Source organism: Candidatus Phaeomarinobacter ectocarpi (assembly GCF_000689395.1).
GTDB lineage: Bacteria > Pseudomonadota > Alphaproteobacteria > CGMCC-115125 > CGMCC-115125 > Pyruvatibacter > Pyruvatibacter ectocarpi.
In genome coordinates this window covers 3,326,924-3,345,785 of the sequence record NZ_HG966617.1, presented here as the reverse complement: position 1 = coordinate 3,345,785, position 18,862 = coordinate 3,326,924, and the positions used below count along the sequence as shown (strand labels likewise).

General features: G+C 62.3%; 15 protein-coding genes. 4 read left to right on the top strand and 11 right to left on the bottom strand.

The annotated features are described in order from the left end of the window. The first annotated feature begins 83 nt into the window (after positions 1 to 83). Complete coding sequence (locus tag BN1012_RS16065) at positions 84 to 2,357, top strand: NADP-dependent malic enzyme (protein WP_043950365.1); 2,274 nt, start codon at positions 84 to 86, stop codon at positions 2,355 to 2,357. Positions 2,358 to 2,364: 7 nt separating this feature from the next. Here the strand turns inward: BN1012_RS16065 and olsB are convergent, their stop codons facing one another. From olsB to rsmI, 8 genes are all read right to left on the bottom strand, one after another. Beyond that, a complete protein-coding gene (olsB, locus tag BN1012_RS16060; protein ID WP_244442917.1) occupies positions 2,365 to 3,546 on the bottom strand; it encodes a l-ornithine N(alpha)-acyltransferase in 1,182 nt (393 codons plus the stop codon). 341 nt (positions 3,547 to 3,887) lie between these two features. Further along, positions 3,888 to 5,954 carry a PAS domain-containing hybrid sensor histidine kinase/response regulator gene (locus BN1012_RS16055; RefSeq protein WP_171815997.1) on the bottom strand — a complete coding sequence of 689 codons (2,067 nt, stop codon included), beginning with the start codon at positions 5,952 to 5,954 and terminating at the stop codon, positions 3,888 to 3,890. Positions 5,955 to 6,217: 263 nt separating this feature from the next. Beyond that, complete coding sequence (locus BN1012_RS16050) at positions 6,218 to 7,750, bottom strand: YifB family Mg chelatase-like AAA ATPase (RefSeq protein WP_043950364.1); 1,533 nt, start codon at positions 7,748 to 7,750, stop codon at positions 6,218 to 6,220. Between the two features lie 243 nt (positions 7,751 to 7,993). Then, positions 7,994 to 8,935 carry a glutathione synthase gene (gshB, locus tag BN1012_RS16045; protein ID WP_043951252.1) on the bottom strand — a complete coding sequence of 314 codons (942 nt, stop codon included), beginning with the start codon at positions 8,933 to 8,935 and terminating at the stop codon, positions 7,994 to 7,996. A 174-nt stretch (positions 8,936 to 9,109) separates the two neighbouring features. Beyond that, positions 9,110 to 10,021 (bottom strand): transglutaminase family protein, encoded by a 912-nt coding sequence (locus BN1012_RS16040; protein WP_043950363.1) that lies wholly within the window; start codon positions 10,019 to 10,021, stop codon positions 9,110 to 9,112. A gap of 71 nt (positions 10,022 to 10,092) precedes the next feature. Then, positions 10,093 to 11,022 carry a BON domain-containing protein gene (locus BN1012_RS17185; protein ID WP_052535517.1) on the bottom strand — a complete coding sequence of 310 codons (930 nt, stop codon included), beginning with the start codon at positions 11,020 to 11,022 and terminating at the stop codon, positions 10,093 to 10,095. Positions 11,023 to 11,380: 358 nt separating this feature from the next. Further along, a complete protein-coding gene (locus BN1012_RS16030) occupies positions 11,381 to 11,743 on the bottom strand; it encodes a YraN family protein (RefSeq protein WP_043950362.1) in 363 nt (120 codons plus the stop codon). Further along, positions 11,740 to 12,648 carry a 16S rRNA (cytidine(1402)-2'-O)-methyltransferase gene (rsmI, locus tag BN1012_RS16025; RefSeq protein WP_043950361.1) on the bottom strand — a complete coding sequence of 303 codons (909 nt, stop codon included), beginning with the start codon at positions 12,646 to 12,648 and terminating at the stop codon, positions 11,740 to 11,742. Before rsmI ends, BN1012_RS16030 begins: the two co-directional genes overlap by 4 nt. Before the next feature lie 170 nt (positions 12,649 to 12,818). Between rsmI and BN1012_RS16020 the strand changes: the two genes are divergently transcribed. Beyond that, positions 12,819 to 14,054, top strand: coding sequence for a penicillin-binding protein activator (locus BN1012_RS16020; RefSeq protein ID WP_145973492.1), 1,236 nt, complete (start codon positions 12,819 to 12,821; stop codon positions 14,052 to 14,054). On the opposite strand, the gene hemW is transcribed toward BN1012_RS16020, so the two are convergent. The 3 genes from hemW to rph are packed head-to-tail and all read right to left on the bottom strand — an operon-like array spanning position 14,051 to position 16,547. After that, complete coding sequence (hemW, locus tag BN1012_RS16015) at positions 14,051 to 15,217, bottom strand: radical SAM family heme chaperone HemW (RefSeq protein ID WP_043950360.1); 1,167 nt, start codon at positions 15,215 to 15,217, stop codon at positions 14,051 to 14,053. The genes BN1012_RS16020 and hemW overlap by 4 nt on opposite strands. Next, the gene (gene rdgB, locus BN1012_RS16010) at positions 15,201 to 15,830 is read right to left on the bottom strand and encodes an RdgB/HAM1 family non-canonical purine NTP pyrophosphatase (RefSeq protein ID WP_043950359.1); all 630 of its coding nucleotides are present in this window, start codon (positions 15,828 to 15,830) and stop codon (positions 15,201 to 15,203) included. The genes hemW and rdgB overlap by 17 nt, the downstream gene beginning before the upstream one ends. Positions 15,831 to 15,833: 3 nt before the next feature. Further along, positions 15,834 to 16,547 carry a ribonuclease PH gene (gene rph, locus BN1012_RS16005; protein WP_043950358.1) on the bottom strand — a complete coding sequence of 238 codons (714 nt, stop codon included), beginning with the start codon at positions 16,545 to 16,547 and terminating at the stop codon, positions 15,834 to 15,836. Between the two features lie 271 nt (positions 16,548 to 16,818). On the opposite strand from rph, the gene hrcA reads away from it, so the two are divergent. Next, positions 16,819 to 17,907, top strand: a complete 1,089-nt coding sequence (hrcA, locus tag BN1012_RS16000) for a heat-inducible transcriptional repressor HrcA (protein ID WP_043950357.1) — start codon at positions 16,819 to 16,821, stop codon at positions 17,905 to 17,907. Between the two features lie 148 nt (positions 17,908 to 18,055). Then, on the top strand, positions 18,056 to 18,826 hold the full coding sequence (gene grpE, locus BN1012_RS15995) for a nucleotide exchange factor GrpE (RefSeq protein ID WP_043950356.1): 771 nt from the start codon (positions 18,056 to 18,058) through the stop codon (positions 18,824 to 18,826). The last annotated feature ends 36 nt before the right edge of the window (positions 18,827 to 18,862 follow it).

Genomic DNA, 18,862 nt, shown 5'->3' with positions numbered 1-18,862 from the left:
TTTGCTGCCCCTGCGTCAAACAACACTGATTTCCGCGTCCGCTGCCAGCATTGGCGCGGCCTCCAACACAAGGCTTCCAACCCATGACCGAAGGCTCCGGCGGCCGCCGCCGCTACACAGACGAAGAAGCCCTGCTGTTTCACTCAGAAGGCCGTCCGGGCAAGCTAGAAATCACGCCGACCAAGCCGATGGCCAGCCAACGCGACCTGTCGCTGGCCTATTCGCCCGGCGTGGCCGCGCCCGTGCGCGCCATAGCTGACAACCCCGCGACCGCCTACGACTACACCGCCAAGGGCAACCTTGTTGCCGTGATCTCCAATGGCACGGCCATTCTGGGCCTGGGCAACCTGGGGGCGCTCGCCTCCAAGCCGGTGATGGAAGGCAAGGCGGTTCTTTTCAAGCGGTTTGCGGATGTGGATTCGATCGACCTTGAAGTCGACACAGACGACGCGGACGACTTCATCAATGCGGTGCGCTATCTGGGGCCGTCTTTCGGGGGCATCAACCTGGAAGACATCAAGGCGCCTGAGTGCTTCATGGTGGAAGAGCGCCTGCGTGAACTCATGGACATTCCGGTGTTCCATGACGACCAGCACGGCACCGCCATCATCGCAGCCGCTGGCCTGATCAATGCGTGCCATCTGACCGGCCGCAAATTTGAAGACATGAAGCTTGTGGTCAACGGCGCAGGCTCGGCGGGCATTGCCTGCCTCGAGCTCGTCAAGGCCATGGGCGTCAAAACCGAAAACGCGCTTTTGTGTGACACCAAAGGCGTGATCTATCAGGGCCGCCAGGAGGGCATGAACCAGTGGAAGTCAGCGCACGCGGCGCCCACGGACAAGCGCACTCTTGAAGAAGCCATGGACGGTGCCGATGCGTTCTTTGGCGTATCCGTCAAAGGCGCCCTGACGCCGGACATGGTTGCCTCCATGGCCCCCAGCCCGATCATTTTTGCCATGGCCAACCCGGACCCGGAGATTACACCGGAAGAAGCCCATGAAGTGCGCGATGACGTCATCATGGCGACGGGCCGGTCGGACTATCCCAACCAGGTGAACAATGTTCTGGGCTTCCCTTACATTTTCCGTGGTGCACTGGATGTGCGCGCGTCCACCATCAATGACGCCATGAAGATTGCTGCGGCGGAAGCACTAGCCACCCTGGCGCGCGAAGACGTGCCGGACGAAGTGGCTGCCGCCTATCACGGCATGCGTCCGCGCTACGGCAAGGACTACATCATTCCCGTGCCGTTTGATCCGCGTCTCATCACGACGGTGCCAACAGCGGTTGCAAAAGCGGCCATGGAATCCGGTGTTGCGCAGCGTCCGATCATCGACATGGAAAGCTACATCCATGAGCTGACCGTGCGCCTTGACCCAACGGCGGCGTCGCTTGGCTTTATTGTCGAGCGTGTGCGCCGCGAACCAAAGCGCGTTGTGTTTGCGGAAGGCGAAGAAAGCAAGGTGGTGCGCGCGGCCATCGCGTTCCGCGACCAGGGCCTGGGCACCCCCATCCTGCTGGGTCGCGAAGAAATAATCCGTGGACAGATGAAAGATGTAGGGCTTGAAGACGCGGCAGGCATCGAGATCATCAACCAGCGCACATCTGATGCAGCGCCGGACTATGCGGATGCGCTCTATGACAAGCTGCAGCGGCGCGGCTATCTCGCGCGTGACTGTACGCGCATGGTGTTCAATGACCGCAACATCTTTGCAGCCTCCATGGTCTCTGCCGGTGATGCGGACGCGCTTATCACGGGTGTGACGCGCTCTTACTCCGTTGCGCTTGGTGATGTGCGTCGCGTCATCGATGATGCGCCGGGCAAGCGGGCCATGGGCATGTCCATGGTGGTTGCCCGCGGGCGCACCGTGCTTGTGGCCGACACCAATGTGCATGATATGCCGACGGCGCAGGAGTTGGCAGACATTGCCATCGAGAGTGCGGATGTTGCGCGCCGCCTTGGCTATGAGCCGCGCGTGGCCCTGCTGGCCTACTCCACATTCGGTCACCCGATGGGCGAACGCTCCGAACGGGTGCGTGAAGCGGTGGAGATCCTGGACCAGAAGCAGCGTGACTTTGAGTATGACGGTGAAATGTCTGCGGACGTCGCGCTCAACCGCGATGCCATGAGCATGTATCCGTTCTGCCGCCTGACCGAGCCTGCAAATGTGCTGGTGATGCCGGCCATTCACTCAGCCTCGATTTCCACCAAGATGCTGTCAGAGCTGGGCGGCGCGTCGATCATCGGGCCATTGCTGGTTGGTCTTGAAAAGTCGGTACAGATCGCACCCATGGGTGCCGCGGTGTCAGATCTCGTGAACCTGGCAGCGATCGCGGCATACGGCCTCGATACCTAGGCGACGATCAGGCGCTTTGCGCCGCCGCAGGCTTTTCGTCCCGCATGTCGCCCTTGCCGAACTTGTCGCGGTAGCGGTCGCTGATCTGGTTGGCCGGGAAAACGATGAGCACGTCGGTGGTGCCGAACTGCTCATCCACCACCGCGCCGTCGCCGATGGTGGCGCCGGCCCGCAGATAGCCCTTGATGAGAGGCGGCAGGGCCCGCAGGCCTTTTTTGGCTTCGACGTCGTCCTTGGGCATGCGGTTCATGTCGACGAACAGTTCGTCGCGGGCCCGCACAGGCGGGGTGGTTTCCACATCGCCGCGGCAGTAGTGGTGCATGAAGGACAGGGGCAGCGCGAGCTCATCCGGGTTGGTGCCCTCAAGGCTTGCGCAGCCAAACATGATGTCGAGTTCGTAATGCACCAGATAGCTGATGATGGCATGCCACATGAGCTCCAGCGTCGGCCGCGAGCGATGGTCGATATGCACGCAGGACCGGCCAAGCTCCAGGAAGCGGGTGTCGGGTCCAGCAGCAGTCACCCATGGCTCGATGTCGAACTCATTGGCGGTGTAAAACCCGCCATGAGCCTCTGCCACTTCCTGGCGCATCAGCCGGTAGGTGCCGACGATGGCATCTTCGGGAACACCGCGGCCTGAGTAGTCCTCGGGGATGCGGGAGTGGTCGATCACCAGCAGGTGGTCGGCAAAGGCATCGAAATGATCAAAGTCGCGTCGTTCCGCAGCCATGCGCGGGCTGGCCTGAGCGGACATCTCTTCATAGAAGACCTTGTAGCGCAGGCGCTGGGCAGCGCGGACTTCGGCTTCTGTTTCTGCGACGCGCACTTCCAGAGACTTGCGGCGGGCCAGGGGACGCGGCGGGGGGCCATATTTTCCCGAGTAGCGCGCCGCGCGGTTGATGGGCTTGCCGGAGAGTTTGGCAAAGGCCGGGTTCTGGGAGGGCCGCATGTGGCGAGGTTCAAAGCCCCAGAAGACACGGCGTGTCTTGGGCGTGCGCGCGTGCTGGGGCGTGCGCGCATGCAGGGACATACCAAGCTGATGGCCATAGCGGCTGCGGGCAACAAAGCCACGGGTCAGCCGCAGCAGGCTGCGCGTGCGCATGCGTCGGCGGCGGGTATAGCGGGAGCGCAGGGCTTTGACGGCACCAAATCCTCGGCGCAGTCCGGCCACGGCAAGCTGCTTGAACAAACCCGGTACTCCCTGTTGCGCCCGGAGGTGATTATTCCCGCCCGGTGCTGCTGTCTGCTTGTCAGCAGAATTCGGGCCGTTGTCCAGCCCTATTAGCCTGTGCGCGCGCATGGCAACGACACCAAAACACTCAATATCTGAAGCCGGTGATGGCATTGCCACGTCAATGTGACGCCACGGTGTCACTTTGACCGGCGCGATTGCCCGTAAAAACGCGACAATCCAATTCTACCACCGTTGGCTCCGGGGGCCTAACAGATTGAATTTATTGTCAGTTTTGTTGAGATTTGCGCCAGCTGCGGGTAATGGGTTGCGCTCGCAACGAGGCGCAAAAAGCGCTGTTAGCCCGCTTGTGACAGGCTCTCGTCAGCGGTGACATCCACCGCCTTGAGATTGATCAAGATATCGCGAAGGGCTTCGGGCTCGACAGGTTTGGAAAGATAATCGTCCATTCCAGCATCCAGACACATCTGGCGATCTTCCGAATAGGCGTTGGCAGTGAGCGCCACCACATGCACGCCATGGCCATGATCGCGCAGGGCGCGGGTTGCTTCGACGCCGTCCATCTCCGGCATATGCATGTCCATGAGAACGATGTCGAACCGGGCCTGGGTGTTGAGGGCTTCAACAGCCTCGCGTCCATTGAGGACGCGAATGACTTCATGGCCGTCGCGCTCAAGAACGCTCACCGTCAACAAGGCGTTGACGTCATTGTCTTCTGCCAGCAGCACCCGGCGGCCGGTCGGCTCACCGCTGCCGGCAGAGCCATCCGGAACCCGTATGTCGGGGTCGTCGTCGCCAGTGATGGGTGACCCATCAAGCTCGCCAGCACCATCACCAAGGCTGGCGTCATCACGGATGACAGCAATCAGGGTCTGGCGGCGCGCGGGCAACAGAACATAACCGTCTGCCGGAACGTCAGCACGCGTGGTCACGTCCAACGCCTGCGCCCGGTCGCCTGCCAGAGACGCTGCAAGGATGCGCAGGTCGGGATTGGTTCCGCGCAATGTCTCAATGCCGTCTGCGGTCAGGAGTGCCGCATCGGCAATGAGAACATCGGCGTCAGCAATCTGGTCACGTATCGGCAGCGTGTCGGTGACCATGTTGGGCGTGCCGCCATGGTGACGAATGACCTCGGCAACCGCCTCCGCCTCGTGACCTTCAATGGCCACGGCACAGATTGTGTCCGCGAGGCTTGTGTCATCCCCAAGTGGTTCTGCGTCGGCAATCGGCATCGGGATGGACACCGAGAAAGTGGTGCCGCGGCCCGGCGCGCTCTTCAGGGCAATGGTGCCGCTCATGGTGCTGACGAGGCGGCGCGAAATGGCAAGGCCGAGCCCGGTGCCGCCACGGCGCTGGGCAGCGGCGGCCCGCGCCTGCTGGAATTCTTCAAACACGATGCGCTGATCTTCTTCACCCATACCGATGCCGGTATCGATGACCTGCGCTTCCAGAATGGCCGTCTTGCCCTCCGGTGACGGCGCCTGTCCGCGCCGCAGCACGAGCGTAACGCCCCCCTTGTCGGTGAACTTGATGGCGTTGCCGACGAGGTTGGCAAACACCTGATGCAGGCGGCCCTGATCGCCGACCACCTGCGTTGGCAAGGTGGGGTCCAGAACCGTTGACAGGCTGATGCCGCGTTGCTGCGCACGCGGGGCAAGAAGCTCCGCAAGGCCCTGCGCCATTTCCTCGAGGGAGAAGGGATGCTGCTCAAGCTCCAGATGGCCCGCTTCGACTTTTGAGAAATCAAGAATGTCGTCGATCAGGCGAAGCAGGGCACGGCCTGAACGCCGCACGGCCTGCACATAGTTGGCCTGTTCCGGTGACAGGGTTGTTTCGCTCAGCAAGGCCGAGATGCCGATGATGCCGTTCATCGGCGTGCGGATTTCATGGCTGATGGTCGCGAGGAAGGCGGACTTGGCCTGATTGGCCTGCTCGGCTTCATCGCGGGCGCGGGCGAGGTCGCGTTCGGTATTCTTGCGTTCGGTGATGTCACGGCCCGCACACTGGATTTCCACCAGGCGGCCATCGTCGTCGCGGATGGGCAGTTCTTCCCAGCCGATCCACCGCCAGCCGCCGACGGTCTTGATGCGCTGATCGGTTCGGATGCGGAACTTTTGCGCGCCGGCTGTCCCCGGAGCGGCCTCGACGGTCGGTGCTTTCCCCAGCAGCCCTTCGCCCGTGCTTGCGTCCACATGGGGCACAAAGGGGCGGCCCAATACCTGTTCACGGGTCACGCCGAACGTGTCGCAGAACACGTCGTTGACGAAAGTCAGCTGGCCCCGGGTGTTGCGGCGAAAAATGATATCTGCCTGACCGGCCAGCAGCCCGCGCAGCAGGCGCGCTTCGCTGCGCAGGGACATGAGTTCACGATACTCGCCTTCCAGGCCCGTTGCCTTGCGGATCAAGGCTTTGGTTCTTTCCCGCAACGTCCCTAGCCACGCGCGCGCCGCCACCACACGCCGAGAGGGCATATGCCGGGGTGTCGGCGTTTGGCCGGATCTGGAAGGAAGGCCAAAAGGCATAAGGCGGCAGCTCCTGAAACCCGCCGCTGAAACGGCGTCCGGATGATCTGCCTAGAATTGTCACGAGCCCCTGAAGATCGCGTTAACTGGGAGCGAAATTCGCAGCAATTCTGCGGTTTTTGCTAAATTGGGTCACTCAACCAGCCTCACGCAGCAACAATGGCCTGCGCGGGCGCCCGGCGGAAACTCAGGGCTTCGGCCAGATGGGCCCGGGTGACGGGACCACCACCTTCAAGATCACAAAGGGTGCGCGCCACACGCAAAACGCGCACGTAGCCGCGCGCGGACAGGCGCATGGACTCCGCTGCCTTGTCCATCAGATCAAGGCCCGCAGCGTCCAATTGAACAACTCTTTCCAGAACCTGACCGTCCGCCTGCGCGTTGGTCATGACGGTCTGTCCGTCTGTTATCTCCGCATAGCGCTGCGTCTGGATATCCCGCGCGGCCTTGATCCGTGCCGCGATGGCTGCGCTGGGCTCGCCGGCCACCCCGTGGCGCATGTCGGCGGCGGACACCGGCGGCACGTCAAGCTGGATGTCAATTCGATCCATCAACGGGCCTGAGACCCTCGTTTGATAGTCCTGGGCGCAGCGCGGCAGGCGTCCGCACGCCATGCCAGGCTCACTGGCAAAGCCGCAGCGGCAGGGGTTCATGGCCGCCACCAGCTGGACCCGCGCCGGGTAACTCACATGATGATTGGCCCGGGCGATCACGGCGGCCCCGGTTTCCAGGGGTTGGCGCAAGGCATCAAGCACCGGGCGGGCAAATTCCGCCAACTCGTCGAGAAACAGCACGCCATTGTGGGCAAGCGAGACTTCGCCGGGCTTGGCCTTGATGCCGCCGCCCACAAGGGCGGCCATGGACGCTGAGTGATGCGGCGCGCGGAATGGGCGCTCCGGGCTCAAGGCCCCGCCCTCCAAAACCCCGGCAACGGACGCCACCATGGCAACGTCAAGCATCTCTTTGGGTGTCATGGGCGGCAGGATGCCGGGCAACCGACTTGCCAACATGGATTTGCCCGCGCCGGGAGGGCCAACAAACAGCAGATTGTGGGCCCCGGCGGCGGCCACTTCGAGGGCGCGCTTGGCGGTTTCCTGACCCTTGATGTCCGCCATGTCGGGTACCGTGCCCAGCTGCGGCGGCGTGCCAGGCCGCGGCACAGGCAGGACCTGAACACCTTTGATGTGATTGACGAATTCAAGAAGCGTTGCGGGGGCAATGATCTCAATGTCCCCCGCCCAGGCGGCTTCCGGCCCGCAGGCCTCAGGACAGACAAGGCCGCGATCAGCGGCGTTGGCCGCAATCGCAGCTGGCAGGGCGCCTGTGACCGGCGCAATCGTGCCGTCCAGACCAAGCTCGCCCAGCACACACAACCCGTCCATGGCGTCCTGCGGGATCACGCCCAGGGCGGTCATCAGGGCAAGGGCGATGGGCAGATCGTAGTGGCTGCCTTCCTTGGGGAGGTCGGCCGGTGCCAGATTGACCGTGATGCGCTTGGGCGGCAGAGCCAGACCAATGGCGGTGAGGGCGGCACGCACCCGTTCGCGGCTTTCAGCAACTGCCTTGTCACCCAGGCCGACAATGGTGAAAGCCGGGACGCCGGGCGAAATCTGGACCTGGACACCTACATCTCGTGCCTCAACGCCTTCAAAGGCGACAGTATTGATCCGCGCCACCATCGTTCTGCCCTCGCACCCCAGTGTTAACTGCCGTGCTGCCCCGCTGAGCCCCTGCCTGCAAATGTTCCGCAAGTCGAGGTCAACTTGACAACCGAGTAGGATTATCCCCAATCCACGTCTGTAAAATGGACCGTAACACGAACATTACAGGAACGCACGTTCTTCTTGATGGGAGTATGTTAACCTTTTGCGTTAACGAATGGAACGAAATTGGGCAGCCCGAGATAGGCGCCCGACGGCGTCTCAGGCCCGCTTGGCTTCAATGACATCCCAGATCATGGCGGCGATATTGGTGCCGTCGAAGCGCTCGATCTCGCGCAGACCCGTCGGTGAGGTGACGTTGATTTCGGTCATGTAGTCGCCAATGACGTCAATGCCGACAAAGATCAGACCTCGGCGTTTGAGTTCCGGCCCAATGATGGCGCAGATCTCGCGCTCGCGATCTGTCAACTTGGTTGCTTCCGGCCTGCCGCCCACATGCATGTTGGAGCGGCTTTCGCCCGCGGCCGGCACCCGGTTGATGGCACCGGCAATCTCGCCGTCCACCAGAATGATGCGTTTGTCGCCGGCGCGCACCGCCGGGAGGTAGGCCTGCGCAATGAGCGGCTCGCGGAACATCTGGGTGAACATCTCCAGGAGCGACGCCATGTTCTCGTCGTCTTTTTTGACGCGAAAGACGCCCGCGCCGCCATTGCCATAGAGCGGTTTGAGGATGATATCGCCATGTTCGGCGCGGAAAGCCTTGATATCCTGCTCGTTTGACGAGATCAGGGTTGGCGGCATCACACCGTCAAACTCGGTGACAAACAGCTTTTCCGGGGCGTTGCGCACATGGGTGGGGTCGTTCACCACCAGGGTATGGGGGTGGATGTGATCGAGAATGTGGGTGGCGGTGATGTAGCTCATGTCAAACGGCGGGTCCTGCCGCATGAGTACCACATCGACGTCGCGCATGTCGGTGACAACTGAGTTGCCGTGGGTGAAATGATCGCCCTGTGTGTCGCGCACCTCCAGAGGCCGCGTATGCGCGAGCACCTTGCCATCGTGCAGCGACAGGTCGCGCGGCAGGTAATAGGACAGCTCATGGCCCCGCGCCTGCGCTTCAAGGGCCAGACGGAAGGTTGAATCCCCCTGAATGTCGAAGGCTGCTACCGGATCCGTCTGAATTGCTACTTTGAGAGTCATATGCCGCCCTGCTCCACCGGTTGTCTTGAGCCGGTTCTTCTGGGGCCGGGTCACGCCCGGCCAGCTTTTGGTTGTGTTCTGGTTCGGGCGGAATGTCGGGGTGCGGCCCTGCAAGGTCAATGGGCAACCTTGTGCGGGTGCCGCCAAACATCCGTTTCATAATGCGTTGAGAGACTAGTTCAGGCTCATGCGCAGTTTGTCGGCGCGGGACTTGGCCTCACGGGCAATCTGCCCGCGGCCCTCCGCCAGCGCCAGTTCGGCCGCGCGCGCATAGGCTTTGCGGGCGGACATCAAACTGCCTGTCTCCCCATCAAGGCTGCCGCGTTCCAGCCACAGCGCCGGGTCGCGCGGCGCAATGGCGGTCATGCGGGACAGGATCGCGTCCGCCCGGGTGAGGTCGCGGGCCTGGGAGGCACGGGAATAGATATTGTTCTGGAGCCGTAACAAAACCGCGCGGGCTGAGACAGGCGCCAGAGCGCGTTCGAGGTCTGCCAGACTTGGGTCGTCTTCTTCGTCTTCAAGACCCTGCACCCGAGCGAGCAATGAGGTGATGGCGTCCTCGTCCAGCACCTGCCCGCCGGAGAACGGGTCGATCATCACAGGTGGCGGCCCGCCCTGCACGACGCCGTTGAGGCGAACCAGAAAATGACCGGGGAAATTCACGCCTGACACAGCCCAGCCATTGGCGCGTCCGGCATGGATGTAGATCAGGCCCAGCGCCACCGGCAGGCCACGCTTGCGGTCAATCACCCGCACCAGATTGGCATTTGCCATGTCGTCATAGGTCACACGGTCGCCGTCATAGCCAAAGTCGCCGGCGATCACATCTGTCAGAGCCTGGGCCTGCGCGCGGGTGCGCGCCGCTTCGCGCCGTGTGGGATCAGCCGACTGGGCGTCGGGTGTCTCCAGCGCTTTGGCGCGCGTCGCCACATCGCTGACGATGCGGGCAAGATGGGCGTGATAGGGGTCCAGCACCAGGTCAGGCATGTCGGCCGCGCCCAGGGCCAGCGCCGTGTGCGCAAGGTCCAGGGCATCGTCAGCCGCCTCACCGGCAGCGCGCAGAATGCGATCAAGCTCAGGCGTCATGGATTGCTTTCCCGCAGAGAACTGGTGCCGCCGAGCCTCGGCGTCACCACGACGGGTGAATGATAGCGCCCTCATCTGATTGGCGCTAAGTCGCGACTCTCAATACCGCGATTTTGCGGTGACAGAGATACCGGGCCGGACGAGGCGGGCTGGCTATAAGCGGGGTCGTAGTAAGGCTCACGCGCGGGCGCTGAATAGTAAGCGGGCTGCGTGCTGGCGGTCTCAATTGCAACGGCATCATCATAGTCCGACATGTCCGTGCGCAGCGGTGGCTGGCCGGTCAGCAGATCCGCTGTTTCGCGGCTTTCTGCGAGGGTATGGCCCTGACGGTCACCGGACGGCGTGCGCTCGAACGGCTGTACCGCCGGTGCGCTGGGCGGCCGGGCGTCTGCCATACGACGTTGATCATCGACAGTGATGGCGTGCATCACCACGCGTTTGACGCCGTTGATGTCGCGCGCATGGGCGGCGACGCGGTCAATTTCCGCGTTGTCCTGACCAATCCCCAGAATGTAGACCGAGCCGTTGGTGACGTCTGTTTCGTAGTTGATGTCTGAAATGCTGAAGTCGGTCAGCAACCTGGCTGTCAGCTTGGTGCTGATCCAGCCATCCGCCGGCAGCGCTTCGAAAGTAGAGCGATCGGCAATCTCGACCTCATTGATCACTTCTCGAACGCCGGGCACCGTCCAGGCGATCTTGCCCGCTTCCGCGCGGTCTTCAGCGTGCTGCACAAGGCCCGTCAGCATGACACGGCCTTCCATGACATTGGTCGTGACATCGGAGAACAGGCCGTTGTCGCTTTTGATCAGCCGGTCCATCAGGCCAAGCTTGATTTCCGTGTCATCGAGCGCCTCGCCGATGGGGCGCTCCTGAAAGGCGGCGATGCCAGCGGTCGCTCCGGCACCAACTGCCATGCCGATGGGCGAGCACGCCGCCATGGCCAGCGCTGCACCAATGGCGAAGACGGGGAAGAAGCGGGTCATGTTGATTGACTTGGTCATGAGACATGTCACCTGCAGACAGGAGGCCCTCAAAGAGTGCCTCAACCACGGAACACCGCACGCCGACCCGCAAACAGCGAAGTGACATGCGGCAGTGAACCCGCTCGCGATGGCCGCGCGCGGACAAGTGGTTGCCGGATAATGACGTCCCTATTGGATGGCCATCCTTGGCCGAGGTGCCCCAGACTTTTGTCTGGTGTGCGTGCCCTGCTTTTCTTGAGGGCGGGTGTCCCGACAGACCGGCCTCCACCTTCTGTTCACGAGGTGTTTTGGAACCAAGTCTTTCAGCAGCATCTTCATGCAACTGATTCGTTTTGGACAAACCCTTCATACCAGATCGCGGCACGGGGGCGAAACGTTAGTTGGAAATCCACGCGTTCTGGATGTGTTGGGGCCAGCGCCCGGGCGCCATGGCGATGACGTCAAAACGGATGTCACACTCAGCCAGTTCAGGCTTCCAGGACGGCAACCAGCCGGCGGCGGCGGCAAGACGCTGTTGCTGACGCACAGAGACCGCTGCCATGGCCTCGTTAACGTTTGCGCGGGCCTTAACTTCTACAATGACAATTAACTTGCCCCGCTTGGCGACAAGGTCGATCTCGCCAAGCGGTGTGCGCAGCCTTGCAGCAATAATCCGGTAGCCCTTGAAGCGCAGCAACCAGGCCGCAAGGCTTTCAGCGCGGCGGCCGCGTGTTTCGGCAGCCTGACGCTTGTTGCTCATTCGCTTTTTTCGTCCGCTGCGGACAACTCCAGCGCACGGGCATAGGCGCGCTTGCGCGGCATGTTGAGCGCCTTTGCAACGTCTGCCGCCGCCCGGCTGGCGCTTTGGGACTGCATGGCATCCTTCAAGGCAGCATCAAGCGCGTCATCGTCGGCCACCAATTCTTCGGGCGGCGCAATCACAAGAACCACCTCGCCGCGCGGCGGGCCTTCCGCGGCATAGTGCTTCGCCAAATCCGGCAGCGTGCCGCGTCGCACCTCCTCAAACCGCTTCGTCAGTTCGCGGGTGACCGCTGCTTCACGGGGGCCCAAGCCCTCCACGAGCGCTGCGAGCGTTGGCTCGATCCGTTTGGCCGCTTCCAGAATGACAAGTGTTGCCGGGACCGGTGCCAGTTCGGCGATGGTACGGGCGCGGGCACCCTGTTTGGCAGGCAGAAAGCCCTGAAAGAAGAACCTGTCCGTCGGCAGACCGGCCACGCACAAGGCCGCCAGAACCGAAGAGGGTCCCGGCAATGCGGTCACCGGGTGATCTTCGGCAATGACATCGCGCACCAGCTTGTAGCCGGGGTCTGAGACCAGAGGCGTGCCCGCATCGCTGACCAGAAGAATGGCGGCGCCATCCGCGAGGCGCGCCAGAATGCGCGGCCGCATGCGTTCCGCATTGTGCTCGTGGTAGCTCTCGAGCCTGGCTGAGATGCCATGGATATTCAGCAGTTTTGCCGTTTCGCGGGTGTCTTCGCACAAAACGAGATCCGCCCCGGCGAAGGCGTCAAGCAGGCGGAGGCTCACATCCCGCGCGTTACCTATGGGGGTCGCGGCAATATGAAGGCCCGGTGCAAGGGGACGTGCCTGCTTTCCTGCCGCATTGTTGCCGGAAGCCGTCGATATGTCTTTGTCAGTGGTCATGCTGCCCCATAGGGTACGCGGACAGTGCTGGCAAGAAAGCTGTTATCTGGTAAGTGACGCGTATATAGCTGCTTGGCCCTGTGTGATCGGGGTGTTATCGGGGTGTGATCGGGTGCTGGCCGCCGCAGACGTGGCGGGTTTGAAGATGTGGGTTTGGAGTATCGGATTTGGTGAATTCAGCGAAACACGTAATGCGCACCGGACTTGTGGGTGCCCTGGCTCTGGTCCTGGTGGCCTGCACCAGCTCCGGTAACAAGCCGACACCGGCGCCGCAGCGTCCCACGACGCCGGACGTGACGATTACCCCTCCACCGCAGAATATTCCTGATCGCAATACGAGCGGTTTCCTGAAGCCGCGCCATCTTGATGCAAATGAACCCGTCCGCGTGGCCATTCTGCTGCCGCTCTCAGGCGGCGCTGCCCCTGTGGGCGACGCCATGCTCAACGCCGCGCAGCTGGCGCTGTTTGAATTCGACAACCCAAATGTGCTGTTGATCCCAAAGGACACGTCCGGTGATCCAGCCAAGGCAGCGCAGGCGACCCGTGAAGCAATCAGCGAAGGTGCTGACATCATTCTGGGACCACTGTTTGCGTCCTCGGTTGCCGCTGTTGCGGGCCCCGCTCAATCTGCCGGCGTGCCGGTGATCGCCTTTTCAACGGACCGCAATGTGGCCGGCGGCGGGGTTTATCTGCTGAGCTTCCTGCCGGAAGAAGACATTGAGCGCGTCGTTGATTTTGCCGTGCTTGAAGGCCACCAGCGCTTTGCCGCCATGCTGCCGCAAAGCGAATACGGCCAGCGGGTACGCAACCAGTTCGGCCAGGCGGTTCTGGCCCGTGGTGCTGAACTTGCGGCGACAGAAAGCTACACCCCCACAACCGACGGTATGCTGGCCCCGGCCGAGCGGCTGGCGAAACTCAAAGCCAGCTACGACGTTGTGCTGCTGCCTGCCGGTGGCACCGAGCTGCAGGGCCTCGCGCCGCTTCTGCCCTATTATGATGTTGATCCCCGCCAGGTGAAGTTCATCGGCACGGGCCTGTGGGATGACCCCTCCGTGCTGCGCGAACCGTCCCTTGTTGGGGGCTGGTTTGCAGCACCACCGCCTGAAACCCGCAAGGCGTTTCAGGACCGCTATGAGCGCGTGTTCGGGTCGAAGCCGCACCGTATTTCAAGTCTCGCTTATGATGCCATGAGCCTCTCGATCGCACTTTCTGGCGGTCAGCCGGGGCAGCGTTACACGGTCAGCGAGCTGACAGCTGAAGATGGCTTTGCCGGTATCGACGGTGTGTTCCGGTTCACGCCGGAAGGTCTCAACGAGCGTGGCCTTGCTGTGATGGAAGTGCGCCCGGGCGGCTTTGTTGTCGTCAGCCCGGCCCCGACATCACTTACAGGTGGCCCGGTTTTCTAGAGCAGAATTTCGCGCAGGATGGCGTTGAGCACAGGGCGGCCTTTTGAGGTCACCTGCAGGTTATCCCCATGGGCCAGAAGCAATCCTTCGGCTGCAAGAGCTTTGACAGCCTGGCTGTCAACGACGTCTCCCAGAAGGGCTGGAAGCTGCGATTGATGGACTCCCGAGGTGAGTCTTAGACCCATCAAGAGGATTTCCACCGCTCTGTCCAAGTTATCCACATGGTCATCCACAGCCATACCGGACCCGGTTTTCTCAACCTGGGTCAGCCACCGCATGGGGTCATCATGGGTCTGGGTTGAGATCCATTTCCCGTCGACCAGCAGCCGGCCGTGGGCACCGGGGCCCGCAGCCGCATACGGGTCGCCCTGCCAGTAGACCAGGTTGTGGCGGCTTTCGTCTCCGGGCCGGGCATGGTTTGACACTTCGTAGGCATGAAGCCCTGCCGCCTCGCACAACTCCTGGGTTACTTCGTACATCGCAGCACCCACATCCTCAGACGGTGTCTCCAGACGCCCGGCTTCGTGGAGCGCTGCAAAGGGCGTCCCCTCCTCGATGGTGAGCTGATAGAGCGACATGTGCCCGGCGGTGTAGGCCAGTGCGTCGGTCAGCTCGCGCCGCCAGTCGTCGATTGTCTGGTGGGGGCGGGCGTAGATGAGGTCAAACGACACGCGCTCAAAGGTATCGCGGGCCAGCGCCACCGCCGTCAGCGCCTCCTGCGCCGTATGCAATCTGCCAAGCGCCTTGAGGCTCTTGTCGTCCATGGCCTGCACGCCCAGCGATACGCGGTTCACGCCCGCAGCGCGGTAACCGCGAAAGCGATCTGCCTCGACGCTGGTGGGGTTTGCTTCGAGGGTGATTTCAACGTCGTCGGAAACTGTCCACAGGCTGTTGATGGCCTCCAGCAATGACGAGACAGTTGTCACATCCATCAATGACGGCGTGCCGCCGCCAAAGAAGATGCTGCTGACTGTCCGCCTGGGCATCCGCTGCGCCATGGCCGTCAGTTCACGGGTGAGGGCCCTGGCATAGCGGGCCTGATCAACGCCCTGCTTTACGTGGCTGTTGAAATCACAATAGGGACATTTGGCCTGACAGAACGGCCAATGGACGTAGACGCCGAACGGGCGCTCATCCGCAGGCGTGTCAGCTCTTGTGGGCAAAGCACGCGTCGATGAGCTGCTCGAAGGCGTGGGCGCGGTGGGAGATTGCATGTTTGGCCGCCGGATCCATCTCGCCAAAAGTGACCTTGTGCCCATTGGGCTGAAACACGGGATCATAGCCGAAGCCGCGTGTGCCGCGGGCCGGCCAGACAAGGGCGCCCGCGACACTGCCTTCGAAGGTTTCAACATGGCCGTCGGCCCACGCCAATGTCAGCGCGCAGATGAACTGTGCCTTGCGGTTGCCGTCCGGCCCGCCGTTTTTCTCGCACATCTCTTTTTCGACGCGGGTCATGGCGACGCCGAAGTCACGGCCCTCACCGGTTTCCGCCCAGCGGGCAGAATAGATGCCAGGCTCGCCGCCGAGAATATCCACCGCAAGCCCGCTGTCGTCCGACAGGGCGGGCATGTCGGCTGCCTTTGCAGCGGCAAGCGCCTTGAGTTCCGCATTGCCTGTGAAGGTCGTTTCCGTTTCTTCCGGCTCGGGCAGGTCAAGTTCTGCCGCAGATACTGTCTCGACGCCAAACGGCTCAAGCAGGGCGCGGATCTCCTTGACCTTGCCTTCGTTGTGGCTGGCGACAACCAGCTTGCCTGCTGTGAAACGGCGATGCGGCATGGGTCAGGCCACCGCCTGCTTTTGCATTTCCACCAGATCGCGGATCGAGGCCTTGGCCAGACCCATCAGCTCGTTGAACTGGGTTTCGGTGAAAGGGTCGCCTTCGGCTGTACCCTGAATTTCAACAATGCCGCCCGAGCCGGTCATCACGAAGTTGGCGTCGGTGTCGGCGGTTGAATCTTCAGCGTAATCGAGATCAGACACGCCCGTGCCCTGATAGATGCCGCAGGAAATAGCTGCCACATGATCCTTCAAGGGGATTTCCTTGATCATCTCGCGCTCTTTCATCCAGCTGAAGCACTGGTGCAGGGCCACCCAGGCGCCGGTAATGGAAGCTGTGCGGGTCCCGCCGTCGGCCTGAATGACGTCGCAATCAACGGACACCTGGCGTTCGCCCATGGCTTCAAGGTCAACCACGGCGCGCAGGGAGCGGCCGATGAGGCGCTGGATTTCCTGGGTGCGGCCGGACTGCTTGCCAGCGGAGGCCTCGCGGCGCATGCGGTCGCCTGTCGCGCGGGGCAGCATGCCGTATTCAGCTGTCACCCAGCCACGGCCCGAATTGCGCAGGAAAGGCGGCACGCGCTCTTCAAGGCTGGCGGTCACCAGCACATGGGTGTCGCCAAAACGCACAAGGCAGGAGCCTTCCGCGTGCTTGGAGAAGCCCGGCTCGAAGGATACGGAACGCATTTGATCGGGACGGCGGCCTGACGGGCGCATGGGAACTCCAATATTCTTGTATGAAGGGGTCTTGAGACAAAGACGTGTAGGCTGACGCTTGATTGGCCAGCCAAGTTGGCCACTTCCTATCGTTCGCACCGCCCCCCGGCAAGTAGGAATGCGCAGGCAGGGAATGCAGATTCAGCAAAGCAGGGGCAGCAATGCGGGGGTCGGCAAAATTGACGGAATGCAGCCGCGTTCCTAGATTTGACAACAGATAGGTCATTTGCGGGCGCGCCAAAGCCCGCATTCTGGGAGACGACACAGCTTTATGTCCGACTTTACGTCTGACGGCCCCAATACGCTGCTCGAACTCAATCAACGCTCGCGGGATGTGTTCCGCCAGCTTGTAGAGACCTATCTGGAAACAGGCGGGCCCGTAGGATCACGCACCCTGTCCAAGACCGGGCTGGTGAATGGCGCGTCCCTGTCGCCGGCCTCCATTCGCAATGTCATGGCGGACCTAGAGGATCTGGGCCTGCTCTCCTCCCCGCATACGTCTGCTGGCCGCATGCCGACCGAGGCCGGATTGCGGCTGTTTGTGGATGCGCTGCTGCAGGTGGGCGATCTCAGCGACGACGAACGCGCGGGCATTGAATCGCAGCTGACAGGCTCCAATCAGGCGGTGGATGACGCGCTGGCGCAGGTCTCGCAAACACTCTCCGGCCTGTCGCATTGCGCAGGGCTTGTGGTGGCGCCCAAGCGCGAAGCGCGGCTCAAGCAGCTTGAGTTTGTGCCGGTGGCCCCGGGGCAGACGCTCGCCGTCATCGTTTTTGAAGATGGGCTGGTTGAAAACCGGATCATTGATACGCCGGTGGATATGCCCGCGTCGTCGCTGACCATGGCCTCCAACTATCTCAATGCGCGCCTCAAGGGCCGCAGCTTTGGCGATGCCCAGCGGCAGGTCCGGCAGGAAATCTCAGCCCGCAAGGCCGAGCTTGATGCCCTGACCGCCCAGGTGGTGGAGGCGGGGCTGGCTGTGTGGTCCGGCACGGACTCGGTCAATGGCACCGCAGAACGATCATTGATCGTGCGCGGGCGCGGCAATCTGCTGGAAGACGTTCAGGCGCTGGAAGACCTGGAGCGGGTCCGCAAACTGTTTGATGATCTGGAAACCAAGGAAGAGCTGCTGCAGCTTTTGACCATGGCGGAAGATGCCGACGGGGTGCGGATTTTCATCGGCTCTGAAACCAAGCTGTTTTCCCTGTCGGGCTCGTCGGTCATCGTTTCGCCCTACACGAATGCGGACAACGACATTGTCGGCGTGCTCGGGGTGGTGGGGCCCACACGGCTCAATTATGCCCGGGTCATCCCCATGGTGGACTATACCGCCCGGCTGGTGACCCAGCTTGTGAGCTAGGGACAGATGGGGGCTTCACAGATTGCCTTTGTGCCCCTAGATAGCTGCCATAATCGTTTTTTCGGGATGGTTCACACAGGCCGCTGCTTGGCTTACAAGCGCCCCAACATCCCGGTATTCCACCCTAGTTCCAGATGGTGACGTTCTGATGAGTGACCCCAAAGACCCGCAAGACCCCCAGAACATGCCTGACACTGAAGGCGCGCCCGAAACGCCGGCTGAAGACGCTGCTGCGGCGGATTCCACAGGCGACACGCCATGGGCGGAGGGCGGTGAGCCCACATCCAAGGAAGCTCTGGAAGCAGCCGCTGACGCGCTGCTGACACCGGAAGCCCAGATTGCCGAGCTGGAATCCCAGGTAAATGACCTGCGCGACCGGCTGCTGCGCGCCGTAGCCGACGCTGAAAACACCCGCAAGCGTGCCGAGCGCGACAAGCAGGATGCCAGCAAATACGCCATGACCAGCTTTGCCCGCGATATTCTGAGCGTCGGCGACAACATGCGCCGCGCCATCGACACTCTGTCTGAGGAAGATCGCCAGGGCGTGCCAGAGCCGGTCCGCAATCTCATTGAAGGCGTTGAGATGACCGAGCGGGAATTCCTCTCGGTGATGGAGCGCCACGGCGTCAAAGCCATCAACCCGCACGGCGAAAAGTTTGACCCCAATCTGCATCAGGCGATGTTTGAAGCGCCCGACCCGACCCGTCCGGCAGGTACCGTCATGGAAGTTGTCGCGACCGGCTATGTGATCGGTGATCGTCTGCTGCGCCCTGCGATGGTGGGCATCTCCAAAGGTGGCCCCGCTGTGGCCCCGCAACCCGCCGCAGAAGCTGCACCGGAAACTCCAGCCGACCCGGCGCCTGAGGCCGCAGACCCGGACAAGCCGACACCGGGTTCAAAGATCGACACCAAAGCCTGAAGCTTTCAGAGGCCCGCCCAACGCCCTGACATGTCA

Excerpts from the sequence above, each read along its gene's own strand:
- grpE (WP_043950356.1), top strand. The coding sequence starts at position 18,056 with ATGAGTGACCCCAAAGACCCGCAAGACCCCCAGAACATGCCTGACACT.
- BN1012_RS16040 (WP_043950363.1), bottom strand. The coding sequence starts at position 10,021 with ATGACGCCTGAGCTTGATCGCATTCTGCGCGCTGCCGGTGAGGCGGCT.
- BN1012_RS16065 (WP_043950365.1), top strand. The coding sequence starts at position 84 with ATGACCGAAGGCTCCGGCGGCCGCCGCCGCTACACAGACGAAGAAGCC.
- gshB (WP_043951252.1), bottom strand. The coding sequence starts at position 8,935 with ATGACTCTCAAAGTAGCAATTCAGACGGATCCGGTAGCAGCCTTCGAC.
- rsmI (WP_043950361.1), bottom strand. The coding sequence starts at position 12,648 with ATGACCACTGACAAAGACATATCGACGGCTTCCGGCAACAATGCGGCA.
- BN1012_RS17185 (WP_052535517.1), bottom strand. The coding sequence starts at position 11,022 with ATGACCAAGTCAATCAACATGACCCGCTTCTTCCCCGTCTTCGCCATT.
- BN1012_RS16050 (WP_043950364.1), bottom strand. The coding sequence starts at position 7,750 with ATGGTGGCGCGGATCAATACTGTCGCCTTTGAAGGCGTTGAGGCACGA.
- hrcA (WP_043950357.1), top strand. The coding sequence starts at position 16,819 with ATGTCCGACTTTACGTCTGACGGCCCCAATACGCTGCTCGAACTCAAT.
- BN1012_RS16030 (WP_043950362.1), bottom strand. The coding sequence starts at position 11,743 with ATGAGCAACAAGCGTCAGGCTGCCGAAACACGCGGCCGCCGCGCTGAA.
- rph (WP_043950358.1), bottom strand. The coding sequence starts at position 16,547 with ATGCGCCCGTCAGGCCGCCGTCCCGATCAAATGCGTTCCGTATCCTTC.
- rdgB (WP_043950359.1), bottom strand. The coding sequence starts at position 15,830 with ATGCCGCATCGCCGTTTCACAGCAGGCAAGCTGGTTGTCGCCAGCCAC.